17 protein-coding genes and 1 pseudogene are annotated in these 22,382 nt (G+C 37.9%); 9 read left to right on the top strand and 9 right to left on the bottom strand.

Features of this window, described 5'->3' with window-relative positions; genetic code table 11:
• Window positions 1-2: 2 nt before the first annotated feature.
• Together BIV60_RS01215 and BIV60_RS01210 are read right to left on the bottom strand one after the other, a co-directional pair.
• The gene (locus BIV60_RS01215; RefSeq protein WP_071353925.1) at window positions 3-1,244 is read right to left on the bottom strand and encodes an amidohydrolase family protein; all 1,242 of its coding nucleotides are present in this window, start codon (window positions 1,242-1,244) and stop codon (window positions 3-5) included.
• 97 nt (window positions 1,245-1,341) lie between these two features.
• Window positions 1,342-2,919: a glutathione ABC transporter substrate-binding protein gene (locus BIV60_RS01210; protein ID WP_071353924.1), complete on the bottom strand. Its 1,578-nt coding sequence runs from the start codon at window positions 2,917-2,919 to the stop codon at window positions 1,342-1,344.
• A 284-nt stretch (window positions 2,920-3,203) separates the two neighbouring features.
• Between BIV60_RS01210 and BIV60_RS01205 the strand changes: the two genes are divergently transcribed.
• From BIV60_RS01205 to BIV60_RS01175, 7 genes are all read left to right on the top strand, one after another.
• Window positions 3,204-4,106: an ABC transporter permease gene (locus BIV60_RS01205; protein WP_071353923.1), complete on the top strand. Its 903-nt coding sequence runs from the start codon at window positions 3,204-3,206 to the stop codon at window positions 4,104-4,106.
• A 31-nt stretch (window positions 4,107-4,137) separates the two neighbouring features.
• Window positions 4,138-5,058, top strand: a complete 921-nt coding sequence (nikB, locus tag BIV60_RS01200; protein ID WP_071353922.1) for a nickel ABC transporter permease — start codon at window positions 4,138-4,140, stop codon at window positions 5,056-5,058.
• Between the two features lie 16 nt (window positions 5,059-5,074).
• A complete protein-coding gene (locus tag BIV60_RS01195) occupies window positions 5,075-6,091 on the top strand; it encodes an ABC transporter ATP-binding protein (protein WP_071353921.1) in 1,017 nt (338 codons plus the stop codon).
• 2 nt (window positions 6,092-6,093) lie between these two features.
• Entirely contained in the window at window positions 6,094-7,089 is a 996-nt protein-coding gene (locus BIV60_RS01190; protein WP_071353920.1) for an ABC transporter ATP-binding protein, read from the top strand.
• Window positions 7,090-7,197: 108 nt separating this feature from the next.
• A complete protein-coding gene (locus BIV60_RS01185) occupies window positions 7,198-7,950 on the top strand; it encodes a sensor histidine kinase (RefSeq protein WP_071353919.1) in 753 nt (250 codons plus the stop codon).
• An 18-nt stretch (window positions 7,951-7,968) separates the two neighbouring features.
• Window positions 7,969-8,655, top strand: coding sequence for a response regulator transcription factor (locus BIV60_RS01180; RefSeq protein ID WP_071353918.1), 687 nt, complete (start codon window positions 7,969-7,971; stop codon window positions 8,653-8,655).
• A gap of 3 nt (window positions 8,656-8,658) precedes the next feature.
• On the top strand, window positions 8,659-9,972 hold the full coding sequence (locus BIV60_RS01175; protein WP_071353917.1) for an SLC5/6 family protein: 1,314 nt from the start codon (window positions 8,659-8,661) through the stop codon (window positions 9,970-9,972).
• Between the two features lie 172 nt (window positions 9,973-10,144).
• On the opposite strand, the gene BIV60_RS01170 is transcribed toward BIV60_RS01175, so the two are convergent.
• The 4 genes from BIV60_RS01170 to BIV60_RS01155 form a co-directional block, all read right to left on the bottom strand.
• Window positions 10,145-11,371: an amidohydrolase gene (locus BIV60_RS01170; protein ID WP_071353916.1), complete on the bottom strand. Its 1,227-nt coding sequence runs from the start codon at window positions 11,369-11,371 to the stop codon at window positions 10,145-10,147.
• A gap of 72 nt (window positions 11,372-11,443) precedes the next feature.
• Window positions 11,444-13,009, bottom strand: a complete 1,566-nt coding sequence (locus BIV60_RS01165; RefSeq protein ID WP_071353915.1) for a glutathione ABC transporter substrate-binding protein — start codon at window positions 13,007-13,009, stop codon at window positions 11,444-11,446.
• Between the two features lie 116 nt (window positions 13,010-13,125).
• Window positions 13,126-14,595: an amidohydrolase family protein gene (locus BIV60_RS01160; RefSeq protein WP_071353914.1), complete on the bottom strand. Its 1,470-nt coding sequence runs from the start codon at window positions 14,593-14,595 to the stop codon at window positions 13,126-13,128.
• The gene (locus BIV60_RS01155; RefSeq protein ID WP_071353913.1) at window positions 14,592-16,106 is read right to left on the bottom strand and encodes an amidohydrolase family protein; all 1,515 of its coding nucleotides are present in this window, start codon (window positions 16,104-16,106) and stop codon (window positions 14,592-14,594) included. The genes BIV60_RS01160 and BIV60_RS01155 overlap by 4 nt, the downstream gene beginning before the upstream one ends.
• A 211-nt stretch (window positions 16,107-16,317) precedes the next feature.
• On the opposite strand from BIV60_RS01155, the gene BIV60_RS01150 reads away from it, so the two are divergent.
• A complete protein-coding gene (locus BIV60_RS01150) occupies window positions 16,318-17,037 on the top strand; it encodes a response regulator transcription factor (protein ID WP_071353912.1) in 720 nt (239 codons plus the stop codon).
• A 63-nt stretch (window positions 17,038-17,100) separates the two neighbouring features.
• Here the strand turns inward: BIV60_RS01150 and BIV60_RS01145 are convergent, their stop codons facing one another.
• The 3 genes and pseudogenes from BIV60_RS01145 to BIV60_RS01135 all read right to left on the bottom strand — a co-directional run.
• Window positions 17,101-17,799, bottom strand: coding sequence for a response regulator transcription factor (locus BIV60_RS01145; protein ID WP_071353930.1), 699 nt, complete (start codon window positions 17,797-17,799; stop codon window positions 17,101-17,103).
• A gap of 4 nt (window positions 17,800-17,803) precedes the next feature.
• A complete protein-coding gene (locus BIV60_RS01140) occupies window positions 17,804-19,261 on the bottom strand; it encodes a sensor histidine kinase (protein ID WP_071353911.1) in 1,458 nt (485 codons plus the stop codon).
• 349 nt (window positions 19,262-19,610) lie between these two features.
• Window positions 19,611-20,435: pseudogene (locus BIV60_RS01135) on the bottom strand (DUF4822 domain-containing protein); the annotation flags it as partial.
• A gap of 607 nt (window positions 20,436-21,042) precedes the next feature.
• Between BIV60_RS01135 and BIV60_RS01130 the strand changes: the two are divergent.
• Entirely contained in the window at window positions 21,043-22,269 is a 1,227-nt protein-coding gene (locus BIV60_RS01130) for an amidohydrolase (protein ID WP_256218263.1), read from the top strand.
• Window positions 22,270-22,382: the final 113 nt, after the last annotated feature.

The raw sequence follows: 22,382 nt of genomic DNA, 5'->3' as shown, positions 1-22,382 counted from the left end.
TACTACTGTGTTACTGCAGTTTTTGAATTTTCCAATTTACTTTTAACTTTTTTCCCTTTAAAAAATAGCGATTCAACTTGAGAACGCCGAGCAACCGCTTCAGCCGAACAAGAAGCCTTTACCAACATCATCGTTGCATCATCCCCAACTTTTGGCCAAACACGTTCGCCCTTTTCGTTTAATGGTGTAATTCCGCCTGTTGCATATTTTAAGGCAGAGGATAATGTATACTCCTCTATCATGCGGAACCTTTCTGCGAGTATACTAAGTTTTTGAATGGTATTTCCCGTACCAAATGGCGACCAATGATCGGTGATGCTGTCATGTCCAACCGATACGGTGATACCTAATTTGTCAAGAGTTGGAATAGGAATTGTTGGACGATTAACAGGAACCGTTGTCGTTACATCGATTTTCTGTTCTTTCAACACCGCTGCCATCTCTGCCAGTGAATCTCCCGGTAAATCCCCTAATGCAATCCCATGACTGATTGTTGCTTTCCCCTTCAATCCTGCTTCTTTCGTATAATAAGCCATTCTTTCAAAGGTAAATGCGCCTAATGTATTCGGATCATGTAAATGAATATCCACCCCTGCATCCGCTTCAACTGCAATATCAAAGATTGTTTCGAGTGATTTTTCAATATTTCTGTCCACTGTTGCAGGATCAACCCCTCCAACCAATGTGGCACCATTTCGCATTGCATCACGAATTAATTGAACCGAATCACTTCTTAACAAACCATGCTGTGGAAAGGCAACGATTTCATAGGTTAACACATCCTTATATTTTTCAAGGGCATTGACAGTTGCCTCCAAGTTTTTCAACCCAATCACCGGATCAACATTACAATGTGTTCGAATATGGGTATGGCCATTTTGGAGAAGCAGTTCAATCATTTTCTCCGCCCGCTCTTCGGCAGTTGGCAATAATTTTGGCAGTAGTTCCTTCTCTTCTTCTAATCTTGTAAAAATTCCTTTTGTTATCGGGGTACAAGCTTTCCAAGGACCGCCATAATAAGTTTTATCAATGTGAATATGCATATCCCTTAGTGAAGGTAATAGAAGATTTTCTTTCGCATCAAACTGCGTTTCCTCAGAAAGCGGAGTTGAAGTGCTAATTTCAGCTATTTTTCCGTCTTCTATTTTCAAATGACAAATTTCCGTTTCTGTCCCAGTAATTCGACCCTCTTCAATAATGAATCCTTTTTCGAGGCGAACATTCTTTAACCAATATGAATCCATTTCAATTCCTCCTGCTTTTTATAAAATCCTATAATTTAGTAATCCTTAATAAACTAATAGAGGCACTTATCAAAATGGTAAGTGCCTCAGATGATGATTACTTCACCGTTACATCATTAATCATTAAATAGCTTGCAGGATTCATCCAGAAACCTTTGATATTTTTACTATAAGCAGCAGTGTGTTCATAGTTGCGGATTGGTACATAGACTGCATCATCTAATTCTAATTTCATGACTTTCTCGTAAAGAGCCTTCCGCTTTGACTCATTCATTTCACGACGAGCTGCTTCGATGAGTTTATCAGCTTCCGGATTGCTATAATAAAAAGTATTTCCTGCAGGACCTTGTGACGAAGAATGGAATAGGTTGTACTGGTTATAGTCTCCATCCCCAGTCGCATTTCCCCATCCGCCGATCGACATATCAAATGTACCTTTTTGAATGACATCAATATAAGCACCATATTCCATGACCTGAATTTTCACATCAATTCCAATTCCTTTTAACTGGGATTGAATTACCTCAGCCATATTAATACGCTCTTTCCGATCACTTGTTACTAAAGTTAATTTCAGACCTTTTTCATAGCCTGCTTCCTTCAATAACTTTTTTGCTTCATTTATATCATAGTCATACGGCTTGACATTTTTGCTGTATCCAAACACTTTTGGACTCATAGCTGAATTTGCAAGTGTTCCTACATTGTTGTAAACACCTTTAATGATTGCTTCCCTCTCAATCGCATGGCTGATAGCCCTACGAACCTTAACATCATCAAGCGGTTTTTTCTTCATATTAAACCCAAGATATTCAACTGCAAGTCCATCTGTACGGTATAAACCCATGGTATTAGACGACTCGATTCGATCAACCTCCGTAACAGGAACCTGGTCATTAATTTGCGCCTCTCCTGTCTCAATCATCGCTAAACGTGTGGAATCTTCAGGAACAACCTTAAAGACTACACGGTCAATCTTTGGTTTTTTCCCCCAGTATTTATCATTTTTCGTTAACGAAATTTCCTGACCTGATTTCCAAGCTTCAAATACAAATGGACCCGTACCTACCGGGTGTTCTGACAGCTCTTTAGGATTTTCTTTTATTGCTTTCGGGCTGATAATACTTCCTTCACTACTTGCAAGAATAGACAATAATGGAGCATATGGATATTTAAGCAATAACTGAACGGTATAATCATCGACAATCTTTACTTCTTTAATCATTTCAAATTTTGCACGGGAAGGCGATCCAACTTTTGGATCTAGCATTCGATTAAAAGTTGCTTTTACTGCTTCCGCATTAAATGGTGCACCATCATGGAAACTGATCCCTTTTCTTAGCTTGAACTCCCAAGTTGTATCATTTACAACTTTCCAAGATTCCGCAAGTAACGGCTGAATTTTCATATCTTTATCCGGTACTACCAATGGTTCATAAACCTTTTGATAGATAATATCATTTGACGGGATATCGGTAATAAACTGCGGATCCAACTTTGTCGCATCGGAAAGACGAACAATAGTTAAAGTCCCTCCTTCTTTTGCTGCTTCGGACTTATTACCGGCCTTATTTTCAGTGTTTGATTTTGTTGAGCATGCCTGTGTAAATAATAGAACTAATCCTATTAAAACGAGTAACATACCGCTTTTAAATATAGATTTTTTCTTCTCCATTTTTTTCTCCCCTTTTTTCGTAAGATTTCGAATGTTAATTATATGATGTTCCACCAGCCCTTCTCTGCTACTTAACTGAATTATAGAAAAATAATAAATAGAATATTTACAGAATATTTACATGTTTTTTAAATATTTTGACAACAACTTCAAAAAATATTTTACAATCCTTTAAATTTTGATAATTTGAAAATAATTCTTTTACAAAAAGAAGGCGATGAGAGGAGGTATATAACGGTATAGCACATTATTAATATAAACAATAAATTTCAGGGGGGAATTTTATGTCAGTTGAAGTGAAAACTGGACAAGCCGTTAACTTGAAACAAAGTCTTACCTATCAAAAATCATCCAAATGGAAGGAGTCTCTTTCCATATTAATGGATAATAAAGCAGCTATGGTCGGAGCCTTTATTATTATCTTTTATATTTTGGTTGCATTATTTGCTCCATTACTTGCACCATTTGATCCATACAATGTTGATTTAACACATAAGCTTCAATCTCCTTCCATCCATCACTGGATGGGAACGGATGATAAAGGAAGAGATATATTAAGCAGAATTATTTATGGCTCGCGTTTATCGATGGGAGTGGGTTTTGCAGCTGTTCTTTTCGGTGCATTTTTTGGAATAATTCTTGGACTTATTGCAGGCTACTTTGGCAAGTGGATGGATACCATCATCATGCGAATCATGGATGTTATGCTTGCATTCCCTGGTATCTTACTCGCTCTTGCTATTATTAGTGCCCTAGGACCTAGTTTAATCAACGTTACAATCGCAGTTGGAGTTTTCTCTATACCCCTTTTTGCAAGAATTGTTCGTGGTTCGACACTTGAAGTCAAACGCTTAGAGTATATTGATGCCATTCGTTCCTTAGGAGCCAATGATTTTACGATCATCACGAAACATATTTTCCCGAATATTTTGTCACCGATTATCGTACAAGGGACTTTAAGACTCGCAACTGCCATTCTATCAGCTGCAGGTTTGTCTTTCTTGGGACTTGGTGCACAACCGCCTTCTCCCGAATGGGGAACCATGCTCAGTAACGGACGGGATTTCATTTTTTCCGCACCATTTATGGCTCTCTTCCCAGGACTGGCCATCTCAATTCTCGTACTAGGCTTTAATATTTTTGGAGATGGATTACGAGATGCATTTGATCCACGGATGAAAAAATAAAAATCTTTTAAGAGGGGACTGAAAAAAATCCATGCTAATGTTTATTATCCGTCGTTTATTACAGACCATTCCGGTCATGATTGGTGTAACCCTTGTTGTCTTTTTTATTATGCATATAGTCCCGGGTGACCCTGCCGTGCTTCTTGCCGGGGAAGGAGCTTCCAAAGCAACAATCGAGGGGATTCGTGAATCATTAGGCTTAAATCAGCCATTATATATTCAATATTTCGATTACCTTATCAATATTTTTCATGGGGATTTTGGTGTTTCATTAAAAAACAGCCGCCCTGTGTTGGATGAAATTATGGTTAGGCTGCCAATTACAATGGAGCTCGCATTTTACAGTATCGTCATTACAATTATTTTGGGAATGATTGCTGGAATCATTTCTGCTATTAAACAATATACACTGACGGATATAAGTGTAATGGTTGTTGCATTACTTGGTATTTCCCTGCCAAGCTTCTGGATGGGATTGATGTTGATGTACTTCTTTTCTGTTAAACTGCAAATCTTACCTGTTGCTGGTTGGGAAAGCTGGCAAAATATTATCCTTCCTGCTATTACACTGGGTGCAGGCGGGGCCGCTATCGTAGCAAGGATGACAAGATCGAGTATGCTTGAAGTAATCCGTCAAGATTATGTCCGGACTGCTCGTGCCAAAGGATTACGGGAAAAAGTCATTATTTATAAACATGCCTTAAGAAATGCACTCATTCCTGTCATTACCGTTGTAGGTCTGGAATTTGGTTCATTGTTGGGAGGGACAGTCCTGACAGAATCCATTTTTGCCATAAACGGACTTGGAAGAATGCTTGTTGATGCCATCAGAATGAGAGATTTACCAATGGTTCAGGGCGGAGTCCTTGTTGCCTCTCTTATCTTTGTGGCTGTCAATTTATTCGTCGATATTTTCTATCGCTTTTTTAATAAACGGATTGAACTAAATTAATAGGTGGTGAACGGACTTGAAAGGAAAAAAGGAAGTTATTTTAGATGTTAAAGGACTTAAAACTCATTTCCATACAAAACGGGGAATAAGTAAAGCGGTGAATGGGATTGATTTTACCCTCCATAAAGGAGAGACATTGGGAATAGTCGGGGAATCTGGCTGCGGAAAAAGTATGACCTCACTTTCACTGTTAAGGCTTATTCCCTCTCCTCCAGGAAAAATTGCCGGTGGCTCTATACTTTTTAAAGGAAAGGATTTAGTAAGCATTTCAGAATCGGAAATGCGTAAGATTCGCGGCAACGAAATTTCGATGATTTTCCAGGAACCAATGACATCCCTTAATCCGGTCATTAGTGTCGGGGAACAAATAGCTGAAGCAGTCAGGCTTCATCAAAAAATGGGGAAAAAAGAGGCCTGGAATAAGGCTGTTGAGATGCTTAAATTGGTTGGAATTCCCTCTCCCGAAAAACGTGCTAAACAAGAGCCGTTTCAACTAAGCGGAGGAATGCGTCAGCGGGTAATGATCGCGATGGCGCTTGCCTGTACACCTGAAGTTTTAATCGCCGACGAGCCGACAACTGCATTGGATGTAACCATTCAGGCGCAAATTTTAGAACTAATTAAGGATCTACAAACAAAACTCGGTATGGGCGTTATAATGATTACACACGATTTGGGTGTTGTCGCGGAAACATGTGATACTGTTGCCGTAATGTATGCAGGGAATATTGTCGAACATGCACCAACGGAAAAGATTTTTTCCAATCCACAACATCCATATACACAGGGATTATTGGACTCCCTGCCTAAAATTCATGAAGACCGGGATGAATTACAGACCATTGAGGGTACGGTACCAAGTCCATACAATATGCCAGAAGGCTGCCGTTTTGCATCACGTTGTCCATTCAGGCAACCTCTTTGTGAAACAAAACTTCCTGATTTGATTGAACTGGAAGACAATGTGAAAGTTCGATGCTGGAAATTTACAGATCAATGGACAGCACATCCCCAAGAAGAGGAGGTTGTGTAATAATGGCGGCAACTGCGGACAAAAAACTTCTTTTACAAGTGGAGCATTTAAAACAATATTTTCCGGTTAAAACAGACTCCATGTTCAAACCAAAATCCTATGTAAAGGCCGTTGATGATGTCTCCTTTCATTTATATGAAGGGGAAACTTTAAGTATTGTCGGCGAGTCTGGGTGCGGCAAATCAACTACGGGCAGGGCGATCCTTCGGTTGGATGAACCAACAGAGGGAAAAGTTTACTTTGAAGACCGTAACGTCCTGGAGTTAAATAAAAGCCAAATGCGAAAATTACGCGGAGATCTGCAGGTTATTTTCCAAGATCCGTTCGCATCACTTAACCCGCGCCAAACAATCAAGCAAATATTGAATGAGGCAATGGCGATTCAACAAGTAGTTCCCAAAGGAAAAAGAATGGAACGGATACTTGAATTGCTTAATTATGTGGGACTGCCTCCTGAAGCACTTGATCGTTATCCGCATGAATTCAGCGGCGGACAGCGCCAGCGGATTGGTATTGCAAGAGCCCTTGCGGTAAATCCTAAATTAATCATATGTGATGAAGCGGTTTCTGCTCTAGACGTTTCCATCCAAGCGCAAATTCTAAATTTGTTAAAAAAATTGCAAAAGGAATTCCATTTAACCTTTTTGTTCATTTCACACGATTTAAGTGTGGTAAGACATATTTCGGACCGGGTAATGGTTATGTATTTAGGAAAAGTCGTAGAAATTGCGGAGAAAAAAGATTTATTCGATTCACCGCTGCACCCTTATACAAATGCATTATTATCAGCGATTCCTGTCCCAAATCCGGAGATAAAAAAGGAAAGGATTTTGCTTAAGGGAGATGTTCCGTCACCTATTAACCCTCCAATAGGGTGCCGCTTTCATACACGCTGTCCGTTTGCTACAAGTAAATGTAAAACAGAGGAACCAGCCCTTAGGGAACTGGGAAAAAACCATTATGTCAGCTGTCACTTCGCGGAGGATTTCCAACATTAATCATACTCGTCCTATTTGCAAGAAGGTTTTAATTTTATAAAATAATATTAAAATTAAAAAAGAGAGTTCCTGCTCTCTTTTTGTATTGTCTAAAGGAGAATGTTGTAAATGCTTACCTTAGATGCTTTCTCCATCTATATTATGTTGTGTATATTAGCACCATTATTAGGTGCCTTCACATTACTCTTTTTAATTATTTTTGAAAAACGAATTGATCTTCTACAAAAACAAACAAGAGAAATTGCTCTTGAACGAGAGTTGCAAACTGCTCTCTATAATCAATTAAATCAAGAAATACAACCGCATTTCTTTTTTAATACATTGAATTCCATTTTAAGTTTAGCAAGACTTGATCGAAAGACTGAATTAATCAATTCAATTGAAACTCTTTCAAAATTGCTAAAATATAAATACCAAAAAAATGAATCCACCATCACAATCGAAGAGGAATTAATTTATACAGGATATTATTTAGAAATTCAAAAAGTTCGTTTCAGAGACAGATTAAAATTTCATATTTCCATTGAACCTAATGTAAAACAAGCAGTAATGATTCCTTTTATGATTCAAACCTTTGTGGAAAATGCATTTAAACACTCATTTGAAAAAATTCCCGGAGAAGCTATTTTAAAAATCGATATTGTTCAAAAGGATCAGAATGTTCTCGTGTCAGTATGGAACAACTCCACTAATCTAGCTCAACAATTTCAGAAAAATGAAGGTGGATTAGGAATAGGTAATATTGAAAAAAGGCTAAATTTGTTATTTCCTAACGAACATACTGCAATTCAGTTATCAAATACTGGTGACGGTACAACCGTTACTGCCTTATTCCCATTTAAGTCCCTGAAGGAAATGTAAGAAAACGGAGGAACCCCCATGAATGTCTTACTTGTAGATGATGAACCATTGGAATTAGAGCAATTGGATTATTTAATTAGTAATAGATTTCCATCATGGAATCTATTCAAGGCACAGGATGCATCTCAAGCCATCCAAATCATGCATTCAAATAATATAACCCTTGCATTTCTGGATATTCACCTGCCAGGGAAAAATGGATTGGAGTTAGCAGAAGAATTATCCAAAACTTATACAATGGATATCATCATCGTAACAGCTTTCCAAGATTTCGAATATGCCCGAACATCCATTAGACTGGGTGTCGTTGATTATATTACAAAACCGGTTATTGAGGATGAACTTTATAAAGTTCTTATAAAATATGAGCGAATTGGGAGCTATTCCGATCCTATTTACCAGGCCGTACAAATTATTCAACTTGAATACAATGAAAAACTCACTTTAAATTATTTAGCTTCAAAAATCCACATAAATCCTGCTTATTTAAGCCGTAAATTTCAGGAAGAGGTCGGAATGGGATTTTCTGAATATTTAAATGAAGTTCGTTTAAAAGCAGCACAAAAACTGTTAATTGAATGTCCTGATATGAGCATTAGTGGAATATCAGAGAAATGCGGATTTAATAGTCAGCATTATTTTAGCCAAATGTTTCGTAAAATGACGGGAAAATCACCACGTGATTATCGTTTAAAGGAGATTTAAGGATTGAATAAAGAAAAATATCATATATATATTGCAGGTACAGTCAAACTTGGTGTTGGCTATGGGATTGTAAGTCTGCTAGCTAGATGGGTAACAGGGAATACGATTTTATCTTCACCAGAATCATTGATGAAATACGGGCTTTCCGGAGTAATCGGTTATTCATTAATGGGTGCTTTTGCACTTATTTTTTTCGGATTTATTGCGCAAAAAATCTGTGCCAATTACAGTGAATATCAAACGATTGGCGATGTATTACAATCGAAACTATCTCCAACCGGCTTTTGGATCATGATGACATTGTTATTAACAACAAGCCTCTATTCAATTTTTATCCAGGCACTGGGGGCAGGGATCCTTTTGCATCTTCTCTTTCCCTTTCCAATTTTCATCGGGCTCCTTATCTTTTTATTCATTTGTTTTTTATTTAGCGGTGTAGGCGGAATGCAATGGCTCCATCGGCTTTCCGGTGTGACGATTACCCTTGTTTTCGCAACTGTAATTGTTATTCCCGTCTATTTTTTCATTCAAGAAGGTGTCTACCCTGTCTACGATGGGATTAAGCTATATCATCCCTATTTGTTATATTTTAAAAATTATGATGCTATTTGGTTTTTTCTTGCAGCAATCATTATTGGGATAGGTCAAGCTTTACTCGATTGTGCTACATGGCAGAGGTTATTTATCATTCAAAAAGAAAAAATCCAAATAACCTTCACTCTTACAGGATTATTGTGGGCAACGATTCCACTCTCAGTTTCAACCCTGATTGTCATCGTCATTTTTGGAAGGGGCTTCAATAATATTTATACCATTTTAATGGAGTTAGTTAATAAAATTCAATCAAACCTATTAATTGTATTGTTTATCCTATTTTGTTTTTGTGTAATTTTGTCCGCTTTAAGTTCAGGTTTGCATTCCGTTACCGTATTGATCGTTCGAAATGTTATCGGGTATTTCCGTGAGCAAACCGAAAATGAAAAATGGAAATGGACCTATGCTTTTTCTGGTGCAGTTTGTCTTATTTTGTTAATAATTGTTAGTATCCTGCCGCCAAAACCAATTGAATTATTATTTTTCTTTGGTAATATTTACGCATCACTCATTATCCCGATGCTTTATATTATTCTAAGCAAAAAAACACTGCCTGCAACCATTCCACTTGCAGGATTGGTTGGTATAATCGCAGGCTTTCTATTCATGCCATCCGCTGGTAATTTTCAAACAATATGGATTAGTTTTTTTGTCCCATGCTGTATTTGTTTTATCCATTTTATCTCTACATTACTTTTTCATAAAATGAAACATTCTTCATAGATGTTAAAAGAGAGTGCTGATATTTCAGTACTCTCTTTTAATTTTCAGGCCCACATTTTCTAGGATTCTGCTGAAAAATTTACCAATCCTTACTTTTAATAAATGAAAAAGGAAATCTGGGCCCCCAGAGATCCTTTTTCATAAAACAAATTTATAATTATATGGAGCGAGTTTATTCGTTTAATGAACCGGAAACAAGATTTCCATTATAAAATACAGCAGTTCTTTTGGATCGTCTTGCTATCGCTTCCGCTGAACAGCTGGCATCGAGTAGAACCATATTGGCCGCATCTCCTGCTTTTGGCCAAACCTGGTTACCCTCTTTGTTTAGTGGAGTTATACCTCCGGTTATATATTTCAACGCCTGAGATAGAGATACCTCATCTGTCCATCTGAAATACTCCAAAAGGCGTCCAGCTCTTTCAAGAACATCCCCGTTTCCGGTTGGCCACCATGAATCATAAATATTGTCGTTTCCTACCGCTACTTCCACTCCCCATTCAGTTAACAATTTAACTGGCGGAATGGCCCTGCCGATTGGCACACTTGTTACAATTGAAATACCGGATTCCTTTAATATTTCTGCTACTTCATATGCTTCCCCTGTCGATACATCCCCAAGTCCAAAAGCATGGCTGATGGCCACTCTTCCTTCCCAGCCTGCTTGCTTTGTTAAATAGGCAAGACGTTTCATCGTAAAAGTTCCTAAGTGACCGGGATCATGCAAGTGGAGATCGATATCTGCATTTCCCTCCACTGCGATGTCCATTAACTGAACTAATGATTCTTCAATATTGTTATCCACCGTTGCTGGATCCACTGATCCAACAATCCCTGCTCCATTTCGTACTGCGTCTCTAATTAGCTGAATTGTACCTGGACGGAGCAAGCCATGTTGGGCAAATGCAACAATTTCAGAACTTAGTTTATTAGAATACGATTCTAATGCTAATTGAACTCCTTCTAAGTTTTGAATCCCCACTTCAGGATAAATATCTACGTGAGTTCTAACATGTGTAGAACCTGAAGCCAGCAATACCTCAAGTAAGGCTTCTGCACGTTCCCTTGTACTAGATGGAATCGATGCAAGAATCTCCTTTTCGATTTCACAGCGTTCAATCACACCTTTTGCCGGGATGCAAGCTCTCCAATTTTCACCCATGTAGGTTTTATCTAGATGAACATGCTTTTCAATAAACGAAGGAAGCAGCAACAACCCCTTTGCATCCTTCGTTGGTAAATGATTTGAAATTGGTTCCCCAGCCTTAACAACTTCAGTGATTTTTCCATCAGTAATTAATAAATTGTAAGTTTGAGTTTCTGTACCAACTACTCTTCCACTCTCTTTTTTAAAGCCAACTTCTAATCGTGCATTCATTAACCAATAACTGCTGTTCATACCCATTCTCCTTTGTTCGTTATGACAAAGACAAAAGGGAATACCTATTGGAATATCCCTTTTATCCTTTTCCTATTTTATTGATACATCATTGATTTCTAAATAGCCAGAAGGACTAATTGAAAAACCTGAGACATTTTTTGCTACTGCGGCCAAATTTTCGATGACTCTTACTGGAATATACGGAGCATCTTTCATTTCCAATTCTTGAACCTCTTTGTATAGTTCGATTCGTTTTTGCTCATCCTTTTCTTTGCGGGCTGCGTCAATTAGGTTATCAACTTGTTTATTACTATAGAAGAATGAATTACCAGCGGGCCCCTGGGATGCCGAATGCAATAGATTATATTGATTATAGTCTGCATCGCCGGTTGCATTTCTCCAGCTTGAAATAAACATTTCCGAATTCCCCTTATCTATTTGCTGAACAAATGTACCATACTCCATTACCTGAACCTTTACTGTAATTCCAATACCTTTTAGCTGCGATTGAACTACTTCCGCAAGATTTATTCTTTGTTTGTCATCCATTGTCAGTAAGGTTGTCTCAAACCCATTTGGATAACCGGCTTCAGCAAGTAATTTCTTCGCTTCATTAAGGTTGTAATCATATGCTTTTAAATCTGGGCTGTACCCCAACACCTTTGGTCCCATGAGTGAATTCGCTTTCTTTCCTACATTGTTATAGACTCCCTTTATAATGGAATCCATTTCAATTGCATGGGCAATTGCCTTTCGGACTCGAACATCCGTAAATGGTTTCTTCTTAACATTAAAACCAATAAACTCAGTTCCATATCCTTCACTGCGGTATACTTCGGATGCTTGTGAACCTTCTACCGTGTCAATCATCTCTACTGAAAGCGGTTCAGCAATTTGCGCTTCCCCTGTTTCAAGCATGGAGATTCTTGTGGTTTCTTCCGGAACTACCTTAAATACGACTTTATCAATCTTTGGTTTTGTTCCCCAGTAATTCTCGTTTTTAACTAACACAATTTCTTGTCCAGGAGTCCATGATTTAAAAGCAAAAGGGCCGGTTCCATCTGGTTCTTGAATAATTTTTTTTCCATATTTATCAATCGCTTTCGGACTGATAATGTCGCCTTCATGATTGGCCAAAATAGAAAGTAATGGTGAAAATGGTTCTTTTAAAATGAATTGAACGGTATAGTCATCTATAACTCTCACTTCTTTTACCATTTTTAATGTACCCGCTCTGGGAGAAGCAACCTTTGGGTCTAGTAATCGATCAAATGTTGCTTTTACAGCCTCGGAATTGAATGGTGTTCCATCATGGAATTTAACGCCTTTTCTAAGGTAAAATTCCCAAGTAGTGTCATTCAGCTGTTTCCACTTTTCTGCAAGTAATGGCTGAATTTCCGAATTTTGATCTCTCGCTACCAGCCCCTCATAAATTTTACCATGAGTAACACTAGCAGCATTGATCGTTGACATAAACTGTTCGTCTAAATTTTCTGCGTCTGATAAACGCGCAATGACTAATGTTTTACCTTCGGTTGAGGCTTTACTCGTTTCATTTCCTTTCGTGCTTACATCCTTATTTGTTGAACAGCCAGTAATCATAATGGCCATCAACAAAACGAGAAAATATTTTCCTAACACCTGTCTTACTTTCATTAGACATAGCCCCCTATTTTTTTTTTGTTGGCGTTTGTCTAATTATAAAAAATATTCTGACAGTTTTATTTCAAATATCTTTACTTAAATTTGCAATATCTTTACTACTTTTTTAATCAGATAGATTCTACTATATTAAAGGAAGCTGGGAACAACTCGGTTTCGGACAGCTGTTGATAATCTCTTTCTAAATATCCTTTTCTCATTTTGTCAAAATAAATTTGTCCCTTGTCTTTGATTTCATTTAAATCAATGCCCGGAATCTTTTGGTCCTTCATGACAACCCGGCCATTGATAATTGATAATTTAACATCCCTTCCTGTCCCGCTAACAAACATGGTGCGAATCGGGTCATCTAAAACTCCCATATGAAATCCATCTAAATCGATGGCAATAATATCCGCTTTTGCACCAACAGCAATGCGGCCAAGATCTTCCCTTCCAAGAAACTTAGCAGCACCAAGCGTGGCAGAACGAAAGAAATCTGCGTAGGAGGAATCCTCCACGTCCCTTTCCTGTATTCGTGAAAGCATGCTGCCGGTTCTTATATTTTGAAACATATCAGGTGGAAACGTATCTGTTCCAAGTGCCAAATTGATTCCAGCCCGTTTATATTTTGCAAAGGTTTCAAGCGCCGAACCATGCCTGCCAATAATTAAAGGACAGTGAATCACGGTTGTATTCGTTTCTTTTAATAAACGCAAATCGTCCCCCTGGCCAGCCATTGCTTCACTATAACCGGCTATAAAGTGGGCATGCGGGATACCCGTTTGTGAACCTAAGAAACCAAGGTCATGCAAATATTGAATAGGCGTTACCCCATGTTCTTTTACAATGGTATGGTATTCAAAACTTCCTTGAGCAGCGTGCAACTTTATGGGAACTCCCAATTTTTCACTATAATATTTTGTCTGCTTCAAGCTTTCTGCAGTTTGGCACTCAATGCGTTCCGGTGCAAGCATCCCTCTTACCAAGCCATTATAAGCACCATCAAATTCTTCGACAAATTGCACCGCTCTTTGTAAACCCGCTCTCCCAGCTTCTTCATCCCAGTAAAGCTTTATCGTTCCATCAGGCTGAACCACTCTAATCCCGGATTGATAACTAGGCCCGATATATAATCTGAGTCCCAGGTTTCCCGCATGCCCTGCAGCAGCCGCGATTTCTTGATACGTTTCAGCCCATTTTTTATAAAAAACAGATGTAATAGGCATGGCTGTCGTAATTCCATGTAGAATGAGCTGTGAATAAGCATATAAGGATTTAAAGGCTTCTTCTTCTTCTGTCATTACTTCATGATGACCCTTTTCGATATATCGCTCCGACCAAAGCAGGTTTTTCTGTCTATTCGTCCTTGCTTCTAAGTGTAAGATATCGTGATCAATATCCCCAAGTGCATTTAAATCGATAAATCCAGGACTAATCACTGCATTACCTGCGTCGATGATTTCATCTACTTCTCCAGCAAAGTTTTTCCCAACATAGATGATGGTATCGTCTTCATAAACAACCTCAGCATTTTTAAGCAGGACATGATCATATCCATCAAAGCCTATTACAAATTTTCCTTTTAGTTTGGTTTTCATTCAATTTCTCCTTTCTGGATAGTAAAATCATAATCCTCCTCGTTATATCTCTTTTCATCTACATAAGCACGTGTATGTCCCCAAAAATATTTTGTTGGCTGCATATATTTCTCAAGACCCGCACGCTTGATTGTGGAACGCGCCTCTTCATTGGCCTCATTTAAACTCGCCCCTTCATCAACGGTTAGAACGGTTCGCCCTTCCATGATTAGATTTCCATCAACGATTGTATGTTCTACATCATTTGCTACAGCTTGATAGACAAGTCGATGTACATGCATAAATTCAGGAGTCAAGTGGGGCTGATTTAAGTTGACGGTAATGACATCTGCTTTTTTCCCAACTTCCAGCGACCCTAATTCGTCATCCCAGCCTATGCATTTCGCGGCATCGATTGTGACCATTTCTAATAGTTTTCCAGGCGGTAAATAATATTCGTCTCTTAATGCGGCTTGATGAATAAACTGAGTTTTCCTCATAGCTTGAAAAAGATCGAAGCTTGTGGATGGTGAAGTTCCATCAGTAGAAATCGCAACTGTCGCTCCTAGTTCAAGTAATTCTATTACTGGTGTACGTGCATGTACCTGTGTAAATCCGGGTGAGGCACTCACATTTGTGCCTGTTTCAGCTAAAATTTTTGCCTCATCAAAAGAAATTCCACGGCAATGCTGGAGGTGAACATCGGGACCTAAAAGCGCGTTTTCCTTATCTTGAATGGCTAAATGAATCATTCCGCCAAAGGCATCAGAGTGAATTCTTGTATTATATTTTCTCGCAATCTCTCTAATTTTTTTCGCTTGATAGCGGTCATGATCCGTTAATCCATAAAGCCGGGGCGGTGAAGTTGGACTGGAAGGATCTACAGACGTAACGATTACAAATGGTGTAATAAAGGCTCTTGTTTTGTCATGATTGGCATGATTCAATGCCTCGATGACTGCTTCAGCCCCCTTAATTACTTCCTCGTAGGTTACTTCTTTTGTTACTCTTTTCCCATCAATCCAGCGGCTGAATAAATGCGGCCAAGGGGGATTGCAAGGACCAGTACAAACCACCTCTCTAACACCGACTTCAGCATAAGCCTTCGCATGATTGATGGCAAAAATCGGATCATCCGACCTCGGCATCGAACCTAAAACGGATACACCTGTTGTGATTCCAGCTTTTAAACGTTCTAGAGCCGAAAGCTTTCCTTCGTAATACCAAAAATCATCTGTTACAAAATGTTTATACGTATTTGTCATAATTGGCATCCAAAAGTCAATATTCTCCATTGCAATCGTCTTAAACATCGAATGGCCGCCATGACCATGAACATCAATTAATCCTGGTAAAATACATTGGTGGCTGCAATCCAACACTTTTTTCGCTTCAAATTTTCCTATTAGTCGTTCTGTCGTATCTACAGCTAAAATTCTTCCCTTATTGATTGCGACTGCACCATCTTGAAGAATTCGTCTGTCTTTGTCCATGGTGATCACGGTTCCATGTAAAAGCAGTAAGTCGATCATATATTTCCGCCTCCTTTTCCTCTAAAGACTTGTTCAAGAATTGCTTATGAACGAGTACAACACATATTTAAATTATAAAAAAAAGGGCTCTTTCATATTTTCAGAATTCATACTATTTTTTAAATTATTTTTACTAGATCCTCTCGTTGTATTTACTTCAAATATTGATTTTGATTAAAATTTAATGAAATAACGAGGGGGCTAATAGGAAATGAATGTTTTAATTGTTGATGACGAGCCATTAGAATTGGAACAAATGGAATATATGCTTCAATCAGAATGTCCCAAATGGAAGATTTACAAAGCTGCCGATGCGAACCAGGCACATGAGATTAATCGAAATTTTTCTATCCAATTGGCTTTTTTAGATATAAACCTTCCGGGAAAATCGGGGCTGGAATTTGGAGAAGAATTGCGGAAAATCAATCAGGAAGTAGACATCATTATGGTGACAGCCTGTCAGAATTTCAACTATGCACAACAATCCATTCGAATCGGAGTAGTGGATTATTTAACTAAGCCTATAATTGAAAGTGAATTATTAAGTGTCCTAGCAAAATATAAAGACAAACAGCCAGTAAAGGTATATTCCAGTCTCATAGATCGTTCACTAAAGATGATTCATGAAAAATTCCATGAAAAAATCTCCTTGTTAACTGTTGCGAATATGGTGCATGTTAATCCAACATACTTGAGCCGGAAATTTCATGAAGAAGTCGGGGTCTCATTTTCAGAATATCTAATCCAATATCGGATTCAAACAGCCAAACAATTTTTAATAACGAACATAAATTCGACAATATCGGATATTGCTGAAAAATCCGGATTCAGCAGCCAGCACTATTTTAGTACGTTATTTCGCAGAATAGTAGGAATATCTCCAACAGAATTTCGTGAAAGAGAAAATAAATCACTTTCTTCTTCCCAATAAATATGCAGGGATAAAAGAAAGTGATTTACTATTAAAGTATATCTACCAGAGGTTACTACTAATTTAAACCGATATCATATAGCCCGCACCCCAAACTGTTTCAATAAATTGAGGGTTAGATGGGTCTTTTTCAATTTTACCGCGGATTTTTCTTATATGCACCGTAATGGTGGTAATATCCCCTGATGAATCCATTCCCCAAATGCTTTCGAATAGATCCTCTTTGCTAAAGACCCGATTTGGGTGCTGGGCTAAGAAAAGTAACAAATCAAATTCTTTTGCAGTTAAAGATATCTTCTTGTCATTCACATAAACCTTTCGAGCCAATTCGTCAATGACAAGCCCTCGGATTCTTATTTCCTTTTTGGTTGTATCCATATTTCCTATTAAACGCTCATAGCGTGCCAAATGGGCCTTTACCCTGGCAACTAGCTCACTTGGACTAAACGGCTTAATAATATAATCATCGGCCCCAAGTCCCAAGCCTCTTATTTTATCAATATCTTCCTTCTTGGCAGAGACAATTAAGATGGGGATATTCTTTACAGCTCTTACTTGTTTACAAATTTCGAAGCCATCCACCTCCGGAAGCATGATATCAATGATTAATAAATCATACTCTTTATTTAATGCACGTTTTAACCCTTCCTTACCTGAGGTTTGTAATTCAACATCATATCCATTAATCTCAAGGTAATCTTGTTGTAATTCCCCAATATCAAGATCATCTTCAATGATTAAAATTTTTTTCAATGTATTCACCACTCTAAATTGTCTTCTTCAACGTAAAAAAGATACTCGTACCGAGCCCTAATTGACTTTCCACCCAAATATCGCCGCCATGCTCTGTAATAATCTGTTTTGCTATTGCAAGTCCAAGACCGCTCCCGCCGGTTGATTTATTTCTTGATGTATCAACGCGATAAAAACGTTCAAAAATATAAGGGAGTGACTCTTGTTCAATTCCTGAACCATTATCACGGACTTCAATTTCTACAAAATCCGCCTTACCTTGAATATAAATCTCTATTTGTTTTTCTACCTTTTTCATATGTTTTATGGAGTTATTAATTATATTTGACAATACTCTCCTTAACTTATCACGATCGGCAATGACCCTTACTTCGTTTTCTGTCCTATTTTCCACAAAAATTTTAATATCCTTTTCCTCTAAATCAAAACTTACTTCTTCAACAAAATTTATGATAAAACGGATTATATCAATGTCTTCGAAGTAAAATGGCAGCTTCTTTAAATCTAATTTAGAAAAGAGAAATAAATCATCAATTAATTGATCCATATCTGTCGCTTTTCGTTTGATTGTTGAGAGATATTTCTCCATTTTCCCTTGTGAATCTGCTACACCATCCTGTATTCCTTCTATATAGCCTCTAATAGCTGTTATAGGAGTTTTTAAATCATGAGAGATATTAGAAATTAATTCCTTCCTGTTTTCCTCATACTGAAGCTGGACTTCAATGGAATCCTTTAGTTTTCTTCTCATTTTGTCAAATGCATGACTAAGCTCACCTATCTCATCCTGCCTGTCATTCTCTATCTTAACATTAAGATTCCCTTCACCCATTTGTTCTGCTGCAGTTTTCAAAGAAAATAACGGCTTAATAATACTCTTGGATACAAAATAAATTAATAGACCATTTACAAGAATTAATGAAAGAAATAATAGCCCGAATATTAATGGAAATAAGCTCCTTGATAGCTCAACAAAAGGACTCACTTCCCTCATAATGATAACACTGCCTTTTTCCTGATCAGGAAAATAAAAATCGAACTTTACATATAAAAAAAATTGATGATCTATACTGATTGTGTCTCGTACTTTAATATTTTCCGGTTCAAACGAAGGAAGCTTTTTTTCGTCCTTTATAGAATTTAAAATTTTTGAAGAATGGACAATTTTATCTCCTTTACGGATGATTAATCCAGAGGATACTGGATCTAACTTTTGATCAAATTGTTTAAGCATAGTTTCATTTAACAATTGATTTGGCTGTTTTTTCGCTAAATATTTAACATCCAGAAATACATTTTCCTCTGGCTTTGTTAGGGGCTTAAGCGCATATTGACGTGTATACAAATCTTTAATACTACGGATATCACCTGTAATTGCCACTGGAATCAACAAAGCGCTTATTATGAAAAGTACTAGTGTCACGATTAGCATCGTTGTATGTGAAATTAATAATCGCCACCGAATGGACATGAGAGTGCCTCCTGCCGAGGTACAGTTTTTTTAATGGCTGTTTGCGTAAACCTTGATGCTAATTACCTAATAGAAGAGTGGTTGATTTCCGCTCCAGGATGCTCGCTTTCCGCGGGGCGGGCGGTGAGCCTCCTCGGCGCTTAAGCGCCTGTGGGGTCTCACCTGTCCCGCTGCTCCCGCAGGAGTCTCGCACCTTCCGCTCCAATCAACTTCTCACATAACCTTTTTAAAAACAACAACTTTTTAAAAAACAGCCTTTAAAATTCAGGTAAAGGAAACAAGGTTGCCACCTTTTTGTAGACAACCTTGTTTTTAATTCATTTATTTCCCGACTATCTGTAAGCTGTTTTTAAAAACTAAATTTTGGTTTAAAATCACCTTTATAAGGTTCATGTTCAACGAATACAGTTATGTCTTTGCCGTTTTTGTCTTTACCAGTTCTTTTATACGTAAATTTATTTTTATTAAGCTCTGTAAGTTCAAGAGCGGCACCATACTTATTAGCTCCAATGGAAACATGGGCTCTTATTTTATTTCCGTGTACAACATCGAAGTAGCCATAATCACCTCGGCTTTGGCCTGTTTCAGCATTGAAAAACTCATATTTATTCGTCTTATCATCAAATTTTGCCAGACTTATAAAATTTGAATTATATTTTGTTACATCATTGCCGTTTTCATCTAAAACCTTTGTTCCGTGCCAAAGGGTGCTGCCTAAAATTTTATCTCCATCAATGGCTTTAACAATTTTACCCGTAGTAGTGGTCAACTGCTTGTCCGGATCAGTAAAAGAAAGGCCTTTTCCTTTATATGGAACATGCTCAACGAATACCTCTACATCTTTGCCATTCGCATCTTTGCCCATTCTTTTATAAGTAAAAACATTTTTATTTAGTTTTGTCATGTCGACAACAGCTTGATAATTCATTGATTCTGAAATTAAAATTCTCTTCTTCCCATCATTGGTGATAAAGAAAGTCCCTTTATCGCCACGACTTTTACCCGTTTTAGCATCAAAAAATTCATATCTTCCTGATTTCGCATCATATTTCGCAAGACCAATGAAGTTTGCATTCTCTTTTGTTAAGTCATGATGATTTTTGTCATATACTCTTGTACCTTGCCAATTTGTGCTGCTAAGAATGTTGGCCATCTTCTGACCTTTAGTCATTTGCTTTTCATTATGTGAATGATGGACTTTATTTGCTTTTGTTTGTACTGTTTTTATTTCTGTCTTTTGTGCACTCGCGGCATCGGCTTGCGTACTTGTGCTGTACGCTGCTAGCGCTATTGAAAATCCGAGTAAAGGTGTTAATATTTTTGCTTTCTTGATCATTTTTTCATCTCCTAATTCAATAATATTATTTACCGGTTCAATAAGATATTATTTCATTTGTGTTCTTAATTTATGATTTCGTCGACGTACTTTGATTGTACCTGGCAGAACTTAACTCCCCATATAAAAAACATTACCAAATTCTTAACTTTTTAGTTTGATTTCTTAAACTCAATTTCATATAAAAATCTTTGTATAACATGCACATATACGATCACTGAATTTTAGTTTAAGCAACCAATGACTTATACCAACATTTCTTTTAAAATTAAATTTGTTAAAATTTACTAGAGCGAAAAAATTTCTAATCACTTGCTAGCAGCTCATTTCAGTTTAAATTTATATTTCCAAAAGGAGATTTTATTGGATGATACAAGAAAATAATAATTTAAATATTGATGCCCATATTCAGAAAATAAAAGTGCCAGATAAAAATAGCTCCTACATGCTTTTGAATGTTCAATTGGAAAGCGGCTATAAATATGAAAACGGTGAAGTGACCGCAACTGAATCTGTATTCCGCAACATCCGTATCGATAAAGGCAGGATTACGAAAATACTAGATATCAATTCCCCTTTTGAAAAAGATATGGTTTGCTATGATGCAAAAGGGATGCTGCTGCTTCCTTCTTTTAAAGATATGCATATTCATTTGGATAAAACCTATTATGGCGGTCCATGGAAAGCAGCAGCAACAAGAAAAAATGGAATTTTTGACATGATTGCTTTGGAACAGACTTTACTGCCAAAATTGCTCCCAACCGCACAGGAACATGCAGAGAAATTAATTGAACTAATTCTAAGCTTCGGCTCTACATATGTCAGAAGCCACTGTAATATTGACTCGGTCGTAGGCCTTAAAAATCTCGAAAAATTAAAACTCGCCTTAGCAAACTACTCAGATAAAATTTCCCATGAAATTGTTGCTTTCCCACAACATGGCTTGCTTCGCTCAAATGTAGAAGGATTGATACGCGATGCGATGAAGCTCGGAGTTACGCACGTTGGCGGACTAGATCCAACCTTAGTTGACGGCGATATGGAAAAATCATTACACACAATGGTTCAAATCGCAGCAGACTACAAGGCAGGGATTGATATCCATCTACATGAAGGTGGAGAAACGGGATTAAAGGCTATACGAAGACTAGCAGATTTGACAGAGGATGCTGGTCTGCATGGAAAAGTGACCATCAGTCACGCTTTCTCTCTTGCATCGCTCGCACCAGGTGCAGATGTTGAAATGGCTGATCGCCTAGCATCACTAGGAATCTCCATTGCATCTTCTGTTCCAATCGGAAAGGATGTTATTCCAATCCCGCTGCTTCAAAAGCGGAAGGTCAATGTCCTGCTTGGCAATGACAGTATTACCGACCACTGGGATCCGTTCGGGATCGGTGATATACTGCAGAAGGCACATCTTGCTGCACAACTGTATGGCTGGAAGAGCGAATACAATCTTTCTCGAGCACTCTCTCTTGCAACGGGCGGAATTACACCTTTAGATGAGTCAGGTAAACAAATATGGCCAAAAGTCGGAGACGATGCGACAGGAGTACTTGTTCCAGCAAGCTGTTCTGCCGAAGCTGTTGCCCGGCTGCCAAAACGTGCTGCCGTACTGCATAAAGGCACTTTGTCCTCGGGGACACTTGATACCTACCGTGAAGCCTAAAATCCCAAACGCTTCTAGAACGTAGTAAGAGAGCGAACCTGTTTTTGCACATTAGTGGATTACACCTGGCCATTTGTTTTTAATAAAGGCTCTTTTCGTAAACTTTGTTGCTT

Origin of the sequence: Bacillus sp. MUM 116 (assembly GCF_001866655.1) — a bacterium.
Classification (GTDB): Bacteria; Bacillota; Bacilli; order Bacillales; family Cytobacillaceae; genus Neobacillus.
The sequence above is the reverse complement of the archived record's forward strand: the minus strand, read 5'-3'. Positions and strand labels throughout refer to the sequence as shown.

Excerpts from the sequence above, each read along its gene's own strand:
- BIV60_RS01155 (WP_071353913.1), bottom strand. The coding sequence starts at position 16,106 with ATGATCGACTTACTGCTTTTACATGGAACCGTGATCACCATGGACAAA.
- BIV60_RS01180 (WP_071353918.1), top strand. The coding sequence starts at position 7,969 with ATGAATGTCTTACTTGTAGATGATGAACCATTGGAATTAGAGCAATTG.
- BIV60_RS01185 (WP_071353919.1), top strand. The coding sequence starts at position 7,198 with ATGCTTACCTTAGATGCTTTCTCCATCTATATTATGTTGTGTATATTA.
- BIV60_RS01215 (WP_071353925.1), bottom strand. The coding sequence starts at position 1,244 with ATGGATTCATATTGGTTAAAGAATGTTCGCCTCGAAAAAGGATTCATT.
- BIV60_RS01165 (WP_071353915.1), bottom strand. The coding sequence starts at position 13,009 with ATGAAAGTAAGACAGGTGTTAGGAAAATATTTTCTCGTTTTGTTGATG.
- BIV60_RS01130 (WP_256218263.1), top strand. The coding sequence starts at position 21,043 with ATGCTTTTGAATGTTCAATTGGAAAGCGGCTATAAATATGAAAACGGT.
- nikB (WP_071353922.1), top strand. The coding sequence starts at position 4,138 with ATGCTAATGTTTATTATCCGTCGTTTATTACAGACCATTCCGGTCATG.
- BIV60_RS01210 (WP_071353924.1), bottom strand. The coding sequence starts at position 2,919 with ATGGAGAAGAAAAAATCTATATTTAAAAGCGGTATGTTACTCGTTTTA.
- BIV60_RS01170 (WP_071353916.1), bottom strand. The coding sequence starts at position 11,371 with ATGAACAGCAGTTATTGGTTAATGAATGCACGATTAGAAGTTGGCTTT.
- BIV60_RS01150 (WP_071353912.1), top strand. The coding sequence starts at position 16,318 with ATGAATGTTTTAATTGTTGATGACGAGCCATTAGAATTGGAACAAATG.
- BIV60_RS01205 (WP_071353923.1), top strand. The coding sequence starts at position 3,204 with ATGTCAGTTGAAGTGAAAACTGGACAAGCCGTTAACTTGAAACAAAGT.
- BIV60_RS01190 (WP_071353920.1), top strand. The coding sequence starts at position 6,094 with ATGGCGGCAACTGCGGACAAAAAACTTCTTTTACAAGTGGAGCATTTA.
- BIV60_RS01160 (WP_071353914.1), bottom strand. The coding sequence starts at position 14,595 with ATGAAAACCAAACTAAAAGGAAAATTTGTAATAGGCTTTGATGGATAT.
- BIV60_RS01140 (WP_071353911.1), bottom strand. The coding sequence starts at position 19,261 with ATGTCCATTCGGTGGCGATTATTAATTTCACATACAACGATGCTAATC.